The 15,657-nt window shown below is 56.1% G+C and carries 16 protein-coding genes; all 16 read right to left on the reverse strand.

What is annotated here, in order from left to right; all coding sequences use genetic code 11:
• Window positions 1–5 precede the first annotated feature (5 nt).
• The 16 genes from EGT74_RS20890 to hisG all read right to left on the reverse strand — a co-directional run bounded on the left by EGT74_RS20890 (window position 6) and on the right by hisG (window position 15,395).
• Window positions 6–1,094 (reverse strand): TlpA disulfide reductase family protein, encoded by a 1,089-nt coding sequence (locus EGT74_RS20890; protein ID WP_123848499.1) that lies wholly within the window; start codon window positions 1,092–1,094, stop codon window positions 6–8.
• A gap of 9 nt (window positions 1,095–1,103) precedes the next feature.
• A complete protein-coding gene (gene hisIE / locus EGT74_RS20895; RefSeq protein ID WP_123848500.1) occupies window positions 1,104–1,700 on the reverse strand; it encodes a bifunctional phosphoribosyl-AMP cyclohydrolase/phosphoribosyl-ATP diphosphatase HisIE in 597 nt (198 codons plus the stop codon).
• Between the two features lie 37 nt (window positions 1,701–1,737).
• Window positions 1,738–2,493 carry an imidazole glycerol phosphate synthase subunit HisF gene (hisF, locus tag EGT74_RS20900; protein WP_123848501.1) on the reverse strand — a complete coding sequence of 252 codons (756 nt, stop codon included), beginning with the start codon at window positions 2,491–2,493 and terminating at the stop codon, window positions 1,738–1,740.
• A gap of 3 nt (window positions 2,494–2,496) precedes the next feature.
• Window positions 2,497–3,636 (reverse strand): 1-(5-phosphoribosyl)-5-[(5-phosphoribosylamino)methylideneamino]imidazole-4-carboxamide isomerase, encoded by a 1,140-nt coding sequence (gene hisA / locus EGT74_RS20905; protein ID WP_246008269.1) that lies wholly within the window; start codon window positions 3,634–3,636, stop codon window positions 2,497–2,499.
• 6 nt (window positions 3,637–3,642) lie between these two features.
• Entirely contained in the window at window positions 3,643–4,236 is a 594-nt protein-coding gene (hisH, locus tag EGT74_RS20910) for an imidazole glycerol phosphate synthase subunit HisH (protein ID WP_123848502.1), read from the reverse strand.
• Window positions 4,237–4,264: 28 nt separating this feature from the next.
• Entirely contained in the window at window positions 4,265–5,035 is a 771-nt protein-coding gene (trpA, locus tag EGT74_RS20915) for a tryptophan synthase subunit alpha (protein ID WP_123848503.1), read from the reverse strand.
• Between the two features lie 6 nt (window positions 5,036–5,041).
• Window positions 5,042–6,247, reverse strand: coding sequence for a tryptophan synthase subunit beta (gene trpB, locus EGT74_RS20920; protein ID WP_123848504.1), 1,206 nt, complete (start codon window positions 6,245–6,247; stop codon window positions 5,042–5,044).
• Between the two features lie 7 nt (window positions 6,248–6,254).
• Window positions 6,255–6,875: a phosphoribosylanthranilate isomerase gene (locus EGT74_RS20925; protein ID WP_123848505.1), complete on the reverse strand. Its 621-nt coding sequence runs from the start codon at window positions 6,873–6,875 to the stop codon at window positions 6,255–6,257.
• Window positions 6,872–7,675 (reverse strand): indole-3-glycerol phosphate synthase TrpC, encoded by an 804-nt coding sequence (trpC, locus tag EGT74_RS20930; RefSeq protein ID WP_123848506.1) that lies wholly within the window; start codon window positions 7,673–7,675, stop codon window positions 6,872–6,874. The genes EGT74_RS20925 and trpC overlap by 4 nt, the downstream gene beginning before the upstream one ends.
• A 6-nt stretch (window positions 7,676–7,681) precedes the next feature.
• A complete protein-coding gene (gene trpD / locus EGT74_RS20935) occupies window positions 7,682–8,674 on the reverse strand; it encodes an anthranilate phosphoribosyltransferase (protein ID WP_123848507.1) in 993 nt (330 codons plus the stop codon).
• Window positions 8,675–8,829: 155 nt separating this feature from the next.
• Complete coding sequence (locus tag EGT74_RS20940; protein WP_123848508.1) at window positions 8,830–9,399, reverse strand: anthranilate synthase component II; 570 nt, start codon at window positions 9,397–9,399, stop codon at window positions 8,830–8,832.
• Between the two features lies 1 nt (window position 9,400).
• Entirely contained in the window at window positions 9,401–10,810 is a 1,410-nt protein-coding gene (locus EGT74_RS20945; protein WP_123848509.1) for an anthranilate synthase component I family protein, read from the reverse strand.
• 229 nt (window positions 10,811–11,039) lie between these two features.
• The gene (gene hisB, locus EGT74_RS20950) at window positions 11,040–12,173 is read right to left on the reverse strand and encodes a bifunctional histidinol-phosphatase/imidazoleglycerol-phosphate dehydratase HisB (RefSeq protein WP_123848510.1); all 1,134 of its coding nucleotides are present in this window, start codon (window positions 12,171–12,173) and stop codon (window positions 11,040–11,042) included.
• 18 nt (window positions 12,174–12,191) lie between these two features.
• Window positions 12,192–13,241, reverse strand: coding sequence for a histidinol-phosphate transaminase (hisC, locus tag EGT74_RS20955; RefSeq protein ID WP_181954765.1), 1,050 nt, complete (start codon window positions 13,239–13,241; stop codon window positions 12,192–12,194).
• Window positions 13,242–13,245: 4 nt separating this feature from the next.
• A complete protein-coding gene (gene hisD, locus EGT74_RS20960) occupies window positions 13,246–14,523 on the reverse strand; it encodes a histidinol dehydrogenase (RefSeq protein ID WP_123848512.1) in 1,278 nt (425 codons plus the stop codon).
• Between the two features lie 17 nt (window positions 14,524–14,540).
• Window positions 14,541–15,395: an ATP phosphoribosyltransferase gene (gene hisG, locus EGT74_RS20965; RefSeq protein ID WP_123848513.1), complete on the reverse strand. Its 855-nt coding sequence runs from the start codon at window positions 15,393–15,395 to the stop codon at window positions 14,541–14,543.
• Window positions 15,396–15,657 lie beyond the last annotated feature (262 nt).

The raw sequence follows: 15,657 nt of genomic DNA on the forward strand, positions 1-15,657 counted from the left end.
GTCGGCTACCGCAATATTTCTGCCAGCTTTTGCTCCAGGGCGCTGCCACGGAGGTTGGAGGCCACAATGTTCCCCTGCGGGTCCACGAGGAAATTCTGGGGGATGCCCCTTACGCGGTAGAGCGCCGCGGCTTCGTTGTTCCAGCCCTTCAGGTCGGATACCTGCGTCCAGGTGAGCTGGTCTTCCTTGATGGCATCCAGCCAGTCCTGCCGGCTCTGATCGAGCGAAACGCCCAGTATGGTGAAGTTCTTATCCTTGAATTTGTTGTACGCCTTTACCACGTTGGGGTTCTCGGCGCGGCAGGGGCCGCACCAGCTGGCCCAGAAGTCGATCAGCACATATTTACCCCGGAAAGAGGAGAGTTTCACCATTTTGCCGGAAGGGTCTTTCTGCTCGAAATCCTTCGCTATGCCGGTTTCCGCTTTCTCTTTTTTGCGGGCGGCAATGTCGGCCCCGATATTCTTGCCGAAACGGCTGTTCCGCAACCCGGCGTCCAGGCCGCCGTAAAGGCGCTCGAACTCCCCGAGGGAAACGCGGTCGCGGAGGTCGCCGTACATTAAGAACAGGCTGGCCTGCGCGGAGGGGTGTTTCTTTACGAAATCCGTTCCGGTAGCTACCACCATTTCGTCGAACTTGCCGGCTTTTTCACGGAAGGCGGCTTTGGCCTCTTCATTGTCCGGGTCGATGGATTTGGCTTCGGTATTGAGCTCCCGCAAGCGGCTGAGCACGGGTTTGAACGCTTTATGATATTCCTGCATCCAGAGGGTCTGCTGGCCCCCCTTCACCGAAGTGGCCACAGGCCAGTCGGCGGCGGTCGCCTGCACGGTGATCTCGGGTTTGTCGGCCACCAGCACCAGCGGGTATTGCTGTTCCTTCAGGATGAGGGCAAACAGATCGTCTGCCTTCGGTTTTGACTGGGTGGTAAAAGAAAACTGCCCGTTGCCCAGCACGGCGGAGTCCCTGGTGCTGCCGTCTTCACTGAAAAAATAAAGCGTCTGGCCTTCGGCCGCCGCAATTTTTCCATTCACCGTCAGTTGCGCCTGTGCAGCGAAATTAGCTGCCATACAAAGCATCAGGGATGCAATCATCTTCATGTTTCTTGATTATTTATGCCTGTTTTTCAATATGCTGATCACGTCCTCCAGCGTAAAGCCCTTGGCCTGCAATAATATCAAATAATGGAACAACAGGTCGGCCGACTCATTGAGGAACAGCTCGTCGTTGTTGTCTTTCGCTTCAATTACCACTTCCACCGCTTCCTCGCCCACTTTCTGCGCGATTTTGTTGATGCCTTTGGCAAACAGGGAGGCGGTGTACGACTTCTCCGTGGGGTTGGCCCTGCGGTCGCGGATCACCTGTTCGAGGCTGTGCAGGAACGATGTGCTGTCGATGTTTTCCTCGTTCCAGCAGGTATCTGCGCCGGTGTGGCAAACAGGGCCCACGGGATGCACTTTCAGCAGCAGCGTGTCCTGGTCGCAATCGATCGCCGCACTCACCAGGTGGAGGAAATTGCCGCTCTCCTCTCCCTTCGTCCACAGCCTGTTTTTGGAACGGCTGAAAAACGTCACCTTCTTTTCCGCCAACGTTTTGTCGAGCGCTTCCTGGTTCATATAGCCCAGCATCAGCACTTTGGACGTTATCGCGTCCTGTATGACGGCGGGCACCAGCCCGTCGGGCGACTTAGCAAAATTTACCTGCATCGGTAAAACACTTTAAATATAAAGAATATATGTGAAATCAGAAACGGATTTGTATCCCCCGCTGGTAAAGATAATTTTTCAGGTCGGGGATTTCCATCTCCTTGTAGTGAAAAATGCTGGCGGCGAGGGCGGCGTCGGCCTGGGCTTTTTCGAACACGTCCGCAAAATGCTCCATGGTGCCGGCACCGCCGGAGGCGATGATGGGCACGTTGAGGCTTTGCGACAAACGGCCGGTGATATCGAGGGCGAAGCCCTGTTTGGTGCCGTCGTTGTTCATGGAGGTGAGCAGGATCTCGCCTGCGCCGCGCTCCACGGCTTCGGTAGCCCAGTCGGTGGTACGGATATCCGTTTTCACGCGGCCGCCGTTGAGATACACGAACCAGTCGCCGTCCTCAAAGCGGGTATCGATGGCCAGTACGATGCACTGGCTGCCGAATTCGCGGGAGAGGTCGTTGAGCAGCTGCGGGTTGCGGAAGGCGGCGGTGTTGACAGACACTTTATCGGCGCCTGCGTTCAGCAGCACGCTCACGTCTTCCACGGAAGAAATGCCGCCGCCTACCGTGAAGGGGATGTTGATGTGCCGGGCGATGCGGGTCACCAGTTCGGACAATGTTTTCCTTCTTTCGTTGGTGGCGGTGATGTCGAGAAACACCAGTTCGTCGGCCCCCTGTGCGGCATACAAAGCGCCCAGTTCGATGGGGTCGCCTGCGTCGCGGATATTTTCAAAGTTCACACCTTTTACGGTGCGGCCGTCTTTAATGTCGAGGCAGGGTATGATGCGTTTTGTGAGCATACGTTACAGCATTTTTTTCAGTTCATCCAATGAGATCTTTCCTTCGTAAATCGCCTTCCCGATAATCACCCCGGCCAGGCCCGCCGCTTCCAGTTCGTGCACGTCGGCGATGTTGCTGACGCCGCCGCTGGCGGTTAAGCGGATGCCGGGCACGGCTTCGATTATTTTTTTGTACAGTCCGGTGGAAGGGCCCTGCAGCAAACCGTCTTTCGCGATGTCTGTACAGAACACTTCCTTCACGCCTTTGTCGAGATTGGCGCGGAGGAAATCGTAAATACTGGTATCGGTGGTTTCGAGCCAGCCGCCTACGGCCAGCTGTTCTCCTTTCACGTCGGCGCCGAGGAAGATTTTGTCTGCCCCATACGTGGCCAGCCAGCTGAAGAACAGCTGGGGATCCTTCACGGCGATGCTGCCGATGGTGGCGAGGGCCGCGCCGGATTCGAATACGATCTTCAGGTCGGCCTCTTTTTTGATGCCGCCGCCAAAATCAACGACCAGCGAAGTTTTACCGGCAATCTCTTCCAGCACTTTCCAGTTCACCACGGCGCCGGCTTTGGCGCCGTCGAGGTCTACCAGGTGCAGGCGGGTTACGCCGGCGTCTTCAAATTCTTTGGCTACTTCGAGCGGATGCTCGTTGTAAACGGTCTTTTGGGCATAGTCGCCCTGCGTGAGGCGCACACATTTCCCGCCGATGACATCGATGGCGGGAATGATGGTAAAACGCTGTTTGGCGGCCGGTTCCAGGCTGATGTCCATTTTATAGAAAGCTATATTGTCTTTGTAAAATAATTCACTGATGCGCCTGAAGCCCAGCCGCAGGTAGAAGTTTTCGGCGCTGGCACGGGCGTTGCACCACAGGGTGGTAACGCCGTGCTCCCGCGATACTTTGGCCAGGTGGGCCATCATTACTTTGCCGTAGCCTTTGCCCTGGTGATGCACGGCCGTGGCGAGCTTGCGGAACTGTGCGGTGCGGCCGCTGATAAACAGCGACACCACGGAAACCATTTCACCGTTGGCGAACAGCCCGTAGTGCAGGCCTTCCGCGTCGTGGTCCATCTTCACCTGGTCGAGGCTCCAGTGCGGGTACATCACGTCCCTGCGCAGCTGCAGGGTTTCGTCTGTGGTGATTCTTTTTATTTCCACGCCTGATCAGAGTTTCAGAAAGCTGTCCAGGAGCTGCTGGCCGGCGTCGGCCGACTTCTCCGGGTGAAACTGCACGGCATAGAAGTTATCCTTATGCAGGGCAGCGCTATAATTGATGATATAATTGGCGATGGCCGTCGTGTCCGGCCCGAGGGCCACGTAGTAGCTGTGCACGAAATACATGTACGAGTTTTCCGGCACATGCTCGAAAAGCGTGCTGTGCAGGCCCGCAATGTTGTTCCAGCCGATCTGCGGTATTTTCAGCAGGTTCTTTACGGGCGACTGGAACTTCTTCACCGGCAGGTCGAAGATGCCCATACATTCGGTATCGTTTTCTTCCGAATGTTTGCACAGCAGCTGCATACCGAGGCAGATGCCCAGCACGGGCTGCTTCAGGTCTTTGATCAGCTCGTCGAGCCGGCGTTCCTTCAGGTAGTTCATGGCGGTGCTGGCTTCTCCCACACCGGGGAATATCACCTTGTCCGCACTGCGCAGTTCCTCCGGGTCGTCTGTCACCGTTGCTTCCACGCCCAGCCTGTCGAGCGCGAAAAGCACGGAACGGATGTTGCCGGCGTTGTATTTCAGGATGGCTGTCTTCATGTCAATATTAGTCTTTTCAACAGTTATATCAGGCAATAACGCCTTTGATAAATGCCGGAATATCTGTCTGCAAGTTAGTACTGTTTTCGATGGCTTTTACAAAAGCGGTGCCGATAATTGCCCCGTTGCAGCTGGCGCAGGCCGTTTCGAAAGTCTTTTTGTCGCGGATGCCGAACCCTACCATTACGGGGTTTTGCAGGTTCATGCTTTTCAGCCGCGCAAAATAGGCTTCGGCGCTGCTCATGTCTTTGTTCTTGCCGGTGGTGGAAGAGGAGGACACGGCGTACACGAACCCTTTGCTCACGCTGTCGATTTTCCGGATGCGGGCCTCGGTGGTTTCCGGGGTTACCAGGAAGATGAGGTGCAGGCCGTATTTTTCGAACAACGGGCGGTAGTCGCTTTCGTATTCGTCCATCGGCAGATCGGGCAGGATGAGCCCGTCGATGCCGGCGGCGGCGCATTCGCGGCAGAAGTTCTCCACCCCGAACTGCAATACGGGGTTGATGTACCCCATCAGGATAACCGGGATGGTGATACGGTCGCGGAAACCCTTCAGCTGTTCGAACAGCACGCTGATGCGCATGCCGTTGGCGATGGCGCGGGTGCTGCTGTCCTGAATCACCGGGCCGTCGGCCAGGGGATCGGAAAAAGGCATGCCCAGTTCCACCATATCCACCCCGCTCTGTTGCAGGGCCTCGAGGATGGCGAGGGTATCGTTGAGCCCGGGAAACCCGGCCGTGTAGTATATGGAGAGGATTTGCTGACCCTTGGTACTGAATAACTGATCAATGCGGTTCATCGTTCCTTACTTTAAGTGTTTGATATAGGTTTCAAGATCTTTATCGCCGCGGCCGCTGAGGCACACCACCACCACTTCGTCTTTTTTAAGCGGAAGGTCGGTGAGTTTGGCCAGGGCGTGCGCGGACTCCAGCGCCGGGATGATGCCTTCGAGCAGGCTCAGCTCGTAGCCGGCGGCGAGCGCCTCATTGTCGGTGGAGTTGAGGAACACGGCGCGGCCGCTTTCGTAGAGATGGGCATGGAAGGGGCCCACACCGGGATAGTCGAGGCCGGCGGAAATGGAATGCGGCTCCACGATCTGCCCGTCGTCCGTTTGCATCAGCAGCGTTTTGCTGGCATGTATCACACCGGGGCGGCCCAGCTGCGAAGTGGCGGCGGAAAAACCGCTGTGCACCCCTTTACCGGCTGCTTCCACGGCAATCAGCTCCACGTCTATATCGTCCGTAAAATGGAAGAAAGCCCCGGCCGCATTGCTGCCGCCGCCTACACAGGCAATCACATAGGTGGGCGTTTCCTTGCCGGTTTTTTCGAGCAGCTGTTTGCGGATTTCTTCACTGATCACCGACTGGAACCGTGCCACCATGTCGGGGTAAGGATGCGGCCCCACCACGGAACCGATGATGTAATGGGTATCCACTGGGTTGTTGATCCAGTCGCGGATGGCTTCGTTGGTAGCGTCTTTCAATGTTTTGCTGCCGCTGGTGGCGGGCACCACGGTGGCGCCGAGCATCTGCATGCGGGCCACGTTGGGGGCCTGGCGCTGGATGTCCACACTGCCCATGTACACGATACATTCCAGCCCCATCAATGCGCACACGGTAGCGGTGGCCACACCGTGCTGGCCGGCGCCGGTTTCCGCGATGATGCGTTTTTTGCCGAGGCGTTTGGCCAGCAGTATCTGCCCGATGGTATTGTTGATCTTATGCGCGCCGGTATGGTTCAGGTCTTCCCGTTTGAGATAGATCTGCGCGCCATATTTCTGGGAGAGGCGGCTGGCGAAATACAAAGGCGAAGGCCGGCCCACGTAGTCGCGCAGCAGCTGGTCGAACTCCGCCTGGAACGAAGGATCCGCCAGGATCTGCATGTATTGCTGCCTGAGTTCTTCCACGTTCGGGTACAGCATTTCGGGGATGTAGGCGCCGCCGAAATTGCCGAAGTATCCTTTTTCGTTTACATGATATTTGGACTGCGAAGTATTCACCGCTATATTCATGATGAGCTTATTTTTTGATGTTTTTCAGAAAGCCGGCGACCTTTTCCATGTCTTTCACGCCGGGAGAAATTTCGAAACGGCTGTTCACGTCGAGCGCGAACAAAGCCGGGTGCTGCCATTGCCGCACCGCTTCCGCATCATCGGGCCCGATGCCGCCGCTGAGAAAAAAGGGCTGCTGCAGTTGATAGCCCCTGAGCAGATCCCAGTTGAATCGTTTGCCGGTGCCGCCGTACGCGGGGCCGGCCGTATCGAACAGGAAATAATCGCTCACCGGCATAAACGGCGCCGCGTGCGCATGCGCGGCTTCATCGCCCACATGGAACACCTTGATCACGGGAACGGTCAAACGGAGCTGCTGGCACACGGCGATGGATTCTTCGCCATGGAGCTGCACCAGGTCGAGGCCGTAATCTTTCACCGTCTGTTCTATCAACGACGGTGCGGCGTTCACGAATACGCCCACCTTGGCGATGCCTCTGCCGGTTTCGCGCACGGTGCGCCCGTCGAGCTTGTCGCCTGCGAAGCGCGGTGATTTGTTATAAAAGATAAAACCCGCATAATCCACGCCCAGCTGCACCAGTGCATCAAGGTCGCTTTTCCGGGTGATGCCGCATACTTTCAACTTCATGACTGGCCCAGTTTTTCTTTTAAGGAACGGGTGAACAATTCGAAGGCGTTGCCGGGGTCGGCCGCTTTCATGAAATGCTCGCCGATCAGGAACCCGTCGAAACCCGCCTGCTTCAGCGTAACGATGGTAGCCGGGTCGTCCATGCCGCTTTCGGCCACCTTGCTGTATTCCGCGGGTATCTGTTTGAGCAGCTCCATGGAACGGTGGATGTCTACCTGAAACGTTTTCAGGTCGCGGTTGTTAATACCGATGAGATGGGTGTGCGGGGTGATTTTATCCAGCTGGTCGCCGCTATGCACTTCCAGCAGCACTTCCAGGCCGAGGTTATGCGCGAAGGCGGCGAGGTGTTTGATCTCTTCTTTGGTGAGGCATTCGGCGATGAGCAAAATCACATCCGCGCCGATGGCTTTGGCTTCCACGATCTGGTATTCGCCGATCACAAAATCTTTCCGGAGAATGGGAATGTTGTTCACGGCGCGGGCCTGCTGCAGGTCGTCCATCGAGCCCCCGAAAAACTGCTGGTCGGTGAGCACGCTCAGGCCGGATGCGCCGTTGCGGGCGTAAGCGGCCGTTACGTCCTGTACGTTGGCCGTATCATTGATGATGCCTTTGGAAGGCGACTTCCGCTTGAACTCGGCGATGATGCCGGTACGGTGCGGTTGTTTGAGGAAGCTGCGCAGCGATAAAGCGTCGCGGCTGAACATGGGCGAGCGTTCCAGCTCATCCACGCCGCGGCGCGCCATCCTGTCGGCCACTTCCTTTTCTTTATGTGCAACTATTTCAGCTAAAATATTCTTCATGCTATGTTATTGGAGTGCGATCAATTGCTGGTATGTTTTGTAAGCGGCGCCGGACTCGAGGGATTCCACGGCGGCCTGGAAACACTCGTCGTACGTCGGGTACTTTTCGAGGCAGAAGAGGCCCATGGCGGCGTTGGCCATCACCACGGAATGCTGCGCCCAGCTGCCCTCGCCCTTCAGCACCTTCATGAATATCTTCGCGGCGTCTTCGGGCGTGTTGCCGCCGTAGATGTCTTCCGCATGTACTTTCCTTTTGCCGAGTGCTTCGGGCGTCCAGTCCTGCTCGCCTTCGTTGGTAATGATGCGGGTATCGCCCGTGAGGGAAATCTCGTCATACCCGTCCAGCGCATGCACGATGGCGAAACGTTTGTCGGTTTGCTGGAACAGGTAATTGTAGATGCGCGCCATTTCGAGGCTGTAAACGCCGATGAGCTGGTGCTGCGCGAAAGCCGGGTTCACGAGCGGCCCGAGCATGTTGAAGAAAGTTCGTACTCCCAACTGGCGACGCACCCCGGCCACGTTTTTCAGCGCGGGGTGGAACAGCGGCGCATGCAGGAAACAGATGCCGGCCGTTTCGATCTCCTCTTTCAGCTTGCCGGAATCGTTCTTGAATTTATAGCCCAGCAGTTCCATCACATTGGAGGCCCCGCTCACGGAAGACACGCCATAGTTGCCGTGTTTGGCTACTTTGCCGCCTGCGCCCGCCACGATAAAGCAGGAAAGCGTGGAAATATTGAAGGTGTTTTTCCCGTCGCCGCCGGTGCCTACGATGTCGAGCACATTGTGGCCGTTGAGGTCAACGGGCACGCACAGCTCCAGCAAGGCGTCGCGGAAACCCAGCAGCTCCTCGATGGTGATGCTGCGCATCAGGAACACGGTCATAAAGGCGGCCAGCTCGCTTTCGTTGTAGATGCCCCTGGAGATGTTGGTGAGTATCTCCCGGGCACCTTCGCGGCTGAAGGATTTATGTTCGAATAAGTAGTTTAATATCTTTTTCATTTGTTATTATTTATTATACGGGCAAAATGGAACTCCGTTTCATTTGTTCATGTTTATTATGCGGGTCAAATGGAACTCCGTTTCATTTGTTCATATTTATTATTCAGGCAAAATGGAACTCCGTTTCATTTGTGCTGATTTAAGAACGTGGATAATCAGGCGCCTAACCAGTTGCGCAGGATCTGTTCCCCCTGCGGCGTGAGCACGCTTTCCGGGTGAAACTGCACGCCGCTTACATCATACGTTTTATGCTGCAGCGCCATGATATAACCGTGCTCGTCGCGGGCGGTCACTTCCAGTTCGGCCGGCAGCGTTTTTTCATCCACCACCCACGAATGATACCGCCCCACTTCCAGTTCGTCCGGCAGGTTGGTGAACAGGCGGCCGCTGCGGGAAACGATCTTCACCGGCGTAGCCACGCCATGGTACACTTCGCTCAGGTTGGTGAGTTTGGCGCCCAGCGCCTCACCGATGGCCTGCTGGCCCAGGCATACGCCGAAAATGGATTTGGTGGCGGCGTACTTTTTGATCAAAGGCAGCAGCAAACCGGCTTCTTCAGGGATGCCGGGGCCGGGAGACAGGATGATCTTGTCGTAGGCGTCCACATCCTCCAGCTTTATTTCATCATTCCGCACCACCGTCACTTTACCGCCGATGATCTTTTCCACGAGGTGCACGAGGTTATAGGTAAACGAATCGTAATTGTCAAACACCAGAATGTTCATATCAGATATTTTGAGCCAGTTGGATGGCCTGTTTTAATGCGTTGAGTTTATTGTTCACTTCCTGTAATTCGGAGCTGGCTACGGATTGTGCCACCACACCGGCGCCGGCCTGGTAGTACAGCGTGTTGTTCCTGCTCAGGATGGAGCGGATCATGATGGCGTGGTTGAAGTTGCCGTTGAACCCCACGAATCCCACACAGCCCCCGTAGAAACCACGGGCGGTCGGTTCGTAACTGTCGATCAGTTCCATGGCTTTGTATTTCGGCGCGCCGGACAGGGTGCCGGCCGGGAAAGTGGCGGCGAGGATGTCGAAAGGGCTGCTGCCTTCGGGCAGTTGCCCCGTTACTTCGCTCACGAGGTGTATCACGTGTGAATAATATTTGATCTGGCGATAGGTGTCCACTTCCACGTTGGTGGCGTGGCGGCTGAGGTCGTTGCGGGCCAGGTCCACCAGCATCACGTGCTCTGCGTTTTCCTTCGGGTCTTCCAGCAGGCGGGCAGCCAGTTCCTTGTCCTGCTCGTCGTTACCAGTACGCCTGAAAGTGCCTGCAATGGGGTGGATCACCGCCTTGCGGTCTTTGATGATCAGTTGTGCTTCCGGGGAAGAGCCCATCAGTTTATAGTCGCCGTAGTCGAAGTAAAAAAGGTAAGGTGAGGGATTGATGGAGCGGAGGGCGCGGTATACGTTGAACTCGTCGCCGGAGAATTCGCGCTGGAAGGCGCGGGACAGCACGATCTGGAACACGTCGCCCCGGAAGCAGTGCTGGCGGCCTTTTTCCACCATCTCCATATATTGTTCGTCGGTCAGGTTGCTTTGTTCTTCGCCTTTGCCCAGGAAGGGGTAACTGGGGAAATCCTTGTTACGGATGAGCGATTCCACGTAGTCGAACTCACTTTCCTGCCCGTCTACCTGGTTTTCGATCAGGTACATTTCATCCTTGAAGTGGTTGATGGCGATCACGTACTGGTAGAAACGGTAACGCATCAGCGGGATGGTGTTGCCGGCGGCGGGGCGTTTCTGAAAAGCGATCTTTTCGAAGAACTGCACCGAGTCGTACGTGCTGTACCCGAAGAGGCCTTCGGCGAAGGGGACGGGCGACTTTTCGCTGAACGTGAAACTTTTCAGGAAGGCATCCATCGCTTCCAGCACTTCCTTCCGGCTTTTGAGCTGTTTATGCTCCACGGGCTGGCCGGGGTACTTGAACTCGAACACGTCCGTAGAGGTCACTTCGATACCGGCGATGGGCTTGATACCGATGAAGGAGAAGCTGTTTTCACTGGCGTGGGAGTCGGTGCTCTCCAGCAGGATGGAACCGGGGAACTTGTCGCGGATGCGGAGGTAGATGCTCACCGGGGTGAATACATCCGCCAGCATTTGTTTCGACCTCGTTTTTACCTGAATACGTTTCATATTAGTTAATCAATATCTTGATGAAAAGGGCATAAAAAAGAAGAAGGCCCGCTGTGTACAGCGAGCCTTCTTCGAGTATTGTCAATACAAACATGGCACTGTTACACAGCGGAAAGATTTTCTGCGTGCCACCAAAGTTTGTATGTGTTGTTCATTTGCATTGTGAGGGCAAATATGGGGTGAATTCTCCGAAAATGCAAATTTTATTTTGTTCATATCCTTTTATGGTTTAAAGCACGCCCTTGGTGCTGGGCAGCTGCATATTGTCCGGGTTGCGCTTCACCGCCATTTTAACGGCTTTGGCGAAGGCCTTGAAGATGGCCTCGATCTTGTGATGCTCGTTCTGCCCTTCCGCCCTGATGTTCAGGTTGCTCTTCGACGCGTCGGAGAAGGACTTGAAGAAGTGAAAGAACATTTCCGTGGGCATCTCCCCTATCTTTTCCCGTTTGAACTCCGCATCCCATACTATCCAGTTGCGCCCCCCGAAGTCGATGGCCACCTGCGCCAGGCAATCGTCCATGGGCAGGCAGAAACCGTAGCGTTCGGTGCCTTTTTTGTCGGCCAGGGCCATGGCAAAGGCTTCGCCCAGGGCAATGCCGGTGTCTTCGATGGTATGGTGCTCGTCGATGTGCAGGTCGCCTTTGGCCTGGATGTCGAGGTCGATGCTGCCGTGGCGGGCAATCTGGTCGAGCATGTGGTCAAAAAAGGCAAGTCCCGTCTGGATGCTGGCTTTGCCGGAACCGTCGAGGTTCAGGTTGATCCGGATGTCGGTTTCTTTGGTGGCGCGGGTATGGCTGACGGTGCGCAGGCCTATTTTGAGGAACTCATAGATCCTGGCCCAGTCGGTGGTTTCCAGGGCGATGACGGCTTTCAGGCCCTCATCTTCCCCTACTTCGGCCGCCCCCAGGGAGGTGCCTTCATTCATCCAGATGGCTTTCGCGCCGAGGTTCTGGGCCAGCTTCACATCCGTGATGCGGTCGCCGATCACAAAGGAGTTGGCCAGGTCGTAGTCTTCCGAAAAATACTGCGTCAGCATACCCGTGCCCGGCTTGCGGGTGGGTTTGTTTTCGTCGGGAAAACTCTTATCGATGTGCACGGCGGCAAACCGCACACCTTCGTTGGCGAAGGAGGTCATGATGTGCCGGTGCGGGGCCACGAAGGTTTCTTCGGGAAAAGAGGCCGTGCCCAGCCCGTCCTGGTTGGTAACCATCACCAGCTCATAATCCAGCTCCGCGGCGATCTTGCCCAGGTAGGTGAATACTTTCGGGTAAAACTCCACCTTTTCGAGGCTGTCGATCTGGTAGGTGGGCGGTTGTTCCCTGATCATGGTACCGTCCCTGTCTATGAATAATACTCTTTTCATGTACGGATGATTTTACGGTTATGCCGCAATGGATTTTAAAGCGTTGAGCAATTCCACGTTTTCAGCGGGCGTGCCTACGGTGATACGCAGGCAGCCGGCGCACAGCTCCACTTTGGAGCGGTTGCGCACGATGATCCCCTGTTCCACCAGCCGGTTGTAAATCCCGTTGGCGTCGGTGGTTTTGACGAGGAGGAAATTGGCGTCGCTGGGATATACCTTTTCCACGATGGGCAAAGTTTGCAGCGCAGCCTCCAGTTTATCGCGTTCCTGCACGGTTTCTTTGATCCAGGCGTTCACCTGGTCGATGTTCCCCAGCGCTTCGAGCGCCAGTTCCTGCGAGGCCTGGTTGATGTTGTAAGGCGGTTTCACCTTGTTGAACACGTTGATGATATCTTCCCCGGCAAAGGCCATCCCGATGCGCAATGCAGCCAGCCCCCAGGCTTTGGACAAGGTCTGGAGGATCACCAGGTTGGGATACTCCGTCAGTTCCTGTATGAGGGTTTTCTGTTTGGAGAAGTTGATATACGCCTCATCCACCACCACGATGCCGTCGAAATTATTCAGGACCATCTCGATGTCTTCCTTACGGATGGCGTTGGCGGTGGGGTTATTGGGCGAGCAGATAAAAATGAGTTTGGTATTCCCGTCGATCGCGGCTTCGATCGCTTCGAGATCGAGCTGAAAGTCGGCCGTGAGCGTCGCTTTCCGGATGGTCACATCATTGATGTTCGCGCTCACCTCGTACATGCCGTACGTAGGCGGGCACAGCACCACGTTGTCGATGCCCGGGCGGCAGAAAGCCCTGAACAGTACGTCGATCGCCTCATCGCTGCCGTTGCCGAGGAAAATGTTCTGGGGCGGTACGCCTTTGATTTCAGCGAGGCGGTATTTCACCTTCCACTGCAAAGGGTCCGGGTAACGATGATACGCCACCGGCAAAGGGGAACCGAAACTGTTCTCGTTGGCGTCGAGGAATACGGAAGCTTCGCCTTTGAATTCGTCGCGGGCGGAGGAGTAAGGAACCAGGCGTTTGATATTATCCCTGAGTAGATTATTCAGATCGAACATACAATCAATAATTTATTCTGATGGTTACTGCGTTTTTGTGGGCTTCCAGTCCTTCTGCGGCCGCCATGGCTTCGATAGCCGGGGCCAGTGCCTGCAGGCCTTCGCGGGTGAGGCGCTGGAAGGTGATTTTTTTGACAAAGCTGTCCACGCTCACGCCGCTGTACGCCGTGGCATAGCCGTTGGTGGGCAGGGTGTGGTTGGTGCCGGAAGCGTAATCGCCTGCGCTTTCGGGGGAATAGTTCCCGAGGAACACGGAGCCGGCGTTGATCACGCGGGTGGCCAGCGCCTCGTCGTTTTCGCAGGCCATGATGAGGTGTTCGGGCGCATAGTCGTTGAGCAGGTCCATGGCTTCGTCCCGGTCATTGACCAACACCAGGCGGCTGTTGTTCAGGGCCTGCTGCGCCATGTCTTTACGGGGGAGCCGCTCCAGCTGTGCTTCCACTTCCGCTTTCACGGCCGCGATCACGGCTTCGGAGGTGGTCACCAGCAGCACCTGGCTGTCCGGTCCGTGCTCCGCCTGCGAAAGCAGGTCGGCCGCCACGAAAGCGGGCACACAGCTATCGTCTGCAAATACGGCCACTTCCGAGGGACCGGCGGGCATGTCGATGGCGGTGCCGGCGCTGTTGACCAGCTGTTTGGCGCAGGTCACGTACTGGTTGCCGGGCCCGAATATTTTATATACGCGCGGCACGCTTTCCGTACCGAAGGCCATGGCCCCGATAGCCTGCACGCCGCCCGTTTTGAACACCTGTGTGATGCCCGTGTACTGGGCAGCCCAGAGCACCGCGGGGTGCACGCGGCCGTTGCGGCCCGGGGGGGTGCACAGTACGATTTCGCTGCAGCCGGCCAGCCTGGCGGGAATGGCCAGCATCAGGATGGTGGAGAACAAGGGGGCGGTGCCGCCGGGGATGTACAATCCCACTTTTTCGATGCCTACCGGTTTGCGCCAGCATTGCACGCCGGGCATGGTTTCTATCATCGTCACCTCCTCTACCTGCGCCCTGTGGAAGGCTTCGATATTGGCGGCAGCCTGGCGGATGGCGTTTTTGAGGGGCTCGTCCAGCGCTTCGTCGGCCGCGGCCATTTCCTCCGCATCCACGCGCAGGCCGGGCAATTCCACCTTGTCGAACTGGGCGGTGTATTTCAGTACGGCGGCGTCGCCGTTGGTTTTAACGTCGTTCAGTATGGCGGACACCGTGGCTTCGAGCTGGCGGGTATCCAGCGCCGGGCGTTTCAGCAGGGTGCTCCAGGTATTTTTTTCCGGGTATCGGATTATCTGCATAACATCCAGTTTAAAGGTTATACCACCATTTTTTCGATCGGTACCACGAGGATGCCCTGTGCACCGGCCGCTTTGAGGCTTTCAATGATGTCCCAGAAGTCGTTTTCGTTCAGCACGGAGTGCACGGAGCTCCAGCCCGCTTCCGCCAGGGGCAGTACGGTGGGGCTTTTCATACCCGGCAGCAGGCCGATGATCTCGGGGAGTTTATCATTGGGTGCGTTGAGCAGCACATACTTGTTGTTCTTGGCTTTTTTCACGGCCTGTATGCGGAACAGGAGCTTGTCGAGCACCTGCTGCTGCTCTGGCGTGAGGCGGTTGTTGCTCACCAGTACGGCTTCGGAGCGGAGGATGGTTTCCACTTCCTTGAGGCCGTTCATAAACAGGGTGGAGCCGCTGCTCACGAGATCGCAGATGGCGTCTGCCAGCCCGATGCCCGGGGCGATCTCCACGGAGCCGCTGATTTCATGAATCTCCGCTTCAATCTCCATCCGTTTGAGGAAATCCTGGAGGATAACCGGGTAGCTGGTAGCGATGCGCTGACCGTTGAGGTCGCGGATGGAATTATACTCCATGCCTTTGGGTACGGCCATGGCGAGGCGGCATTTGCCGAAGCCCAGCTTTTCCACGGTGCGGAGGGGACGGTTCTTTTCCAGTACCACGTTTTCCCCTACGATGCCGATGTCGGCCACGCCGTCTTCCACGTACTGCGGGATATCATCGTCGCGGAGGAAGAATACTTCCAGCGGGAAGTTAGCGGCTTCGGTTTTGAGTTTGTTCACGCCGTTGTTGATGTCTATCCCGCATTCTTTCAGCAGTTTGATAGAGTCTTCGTGCAGGCGGCCGGACTTTTGAATGGCAATACGGAGTTTCATCTGTTTGTGTGTTTATTTTTCAGCGGTCACCGGCATTTCCGGTCCCTGATTTGAAACAAAAAAGGCTTACCGGGATGCGGTAAGCCTTCTATGGTGAATATCTGTTGTAATACATTACAGCATTCCCTGCTTACCGTTCTGGCAAGTATGGTGATGATGTGTATGTACGTGAATGTTCATAATTTTCGAATGCAAAAATAGGAAGTAATCCGGATAATCAAATTAATTTTTAGTAAAACCCGTTTTTATTGCAAAAAACCCG

Origin of the sequence: Chitinophaga lutea (assembly GCF_003813775.1) — a bacterium.
In the GTDB taxonomy this organism is placed as follows: Bacteria; Bacteroidota; Bacteroidia; order Chitinophagales; family Chitinophagaceae; genus Chitinophaga; species Chitinophaga lutea.

Bases quoted from the DNA above. Each gene is read 5' to 3' on its own strand.
- EGT74_RS20890 (WP_123848499.1), bottom strand. From the start codon at position 1,094: ATGAAGATGATTGCATCCCTGATGCTTTGTATGGCAGCTAATTTCGCT.
- hisIE (WP_123848500.1), bottom strand. From the start codon at position 1,700: ATGCAGGTAAATTTTGCTAAGTCGCCCGACGGGCTGGTGCCCGCCGTC.
- hisF (WP_123848501.1), bottom strand. From the start codon at position 2,493: ATGCTCACAAAACGCATCATACCCTGCCTCGACATTAAAGACGGCCGC.
- hisH (WP_123848502.1), bottom strand. From the start codon at position 4,236: ATGAAGACAGCCATCCTGAAATACAACGCCGGCAACATCCGTTCCGTG.
- trpA (WP_123848503.1), bottom strand. From the start codon at position 5,035: ATGAACCGCATTGATCAGTTATTCAGTACCAAGGGTCAGCAAATCCTC.
- trpB (WP_123848504.1), bottom strand. From the start codon at position 6,247: ATGAATATAGCGGTGAATACTTCGCAGTCCAAATATCATGTAAACGAA.
- EGT74_RS20925 (WP_123848505.1), bottom strand. From the start codon at position 6,875: ATGAAGTTGAAAGTATGCGGCATCACCCGGAAAAGCGACCTTGATGCA.
- trpC (WP_123848506.1), bottom strand. From the start codon at position 7,675: ATGAAGAATATTTTAGCTGAAATAGTTGCACATAAAGAAAAGGAAGTG.
- trpD (WP_123848507.1), bottom strand. From the start codon at position 8,674: ATGAAAAAGATATTAAACTACTTATTCGAACATAAATCCTTCAGCCGC.
- EGT74_RS20940 (WP_123848508.1), bottom strand. From the start codon at position 9,399: ATGAACATTCTGGTGTTTGACAATTACGATTCGTTTACCTATAACCTC.
- EGT74_RS20945 (WP_123848509.1), bottom strand. From the start codon at position 10,810: ATGAAACGTATTCAGGTAAAAACGAGGTCGAAACAAATGCTGGCGGAT.
- hisB (WP_123848510.1), bottom strand. From the start codon at position 12,173: ATGAAAAGAGTATTATTCATAGACAGGGACGGTACCATGATCAGGGAA.
- hisC (WP_181954765.1), bottom strand. From the start codon at position 13,241: ATGTTCGATCTGAATAATCTACTCAGGGATAATATCAAACGCCTGGTT.
- hisD (WP_123848512.1), bottom strand. From the start codon at position 14,523: ATGCAGATAATCCGATACCCGGAAAAAAATACCTGGAGCACCCTGCTG.
- hisG (WP_123848513.1), bottom strand. From the start codon at position 15,395: ATGAAACTCCGTATTGCCATTCAAAAGTCCGGCCGCCTGCACGAAGAC.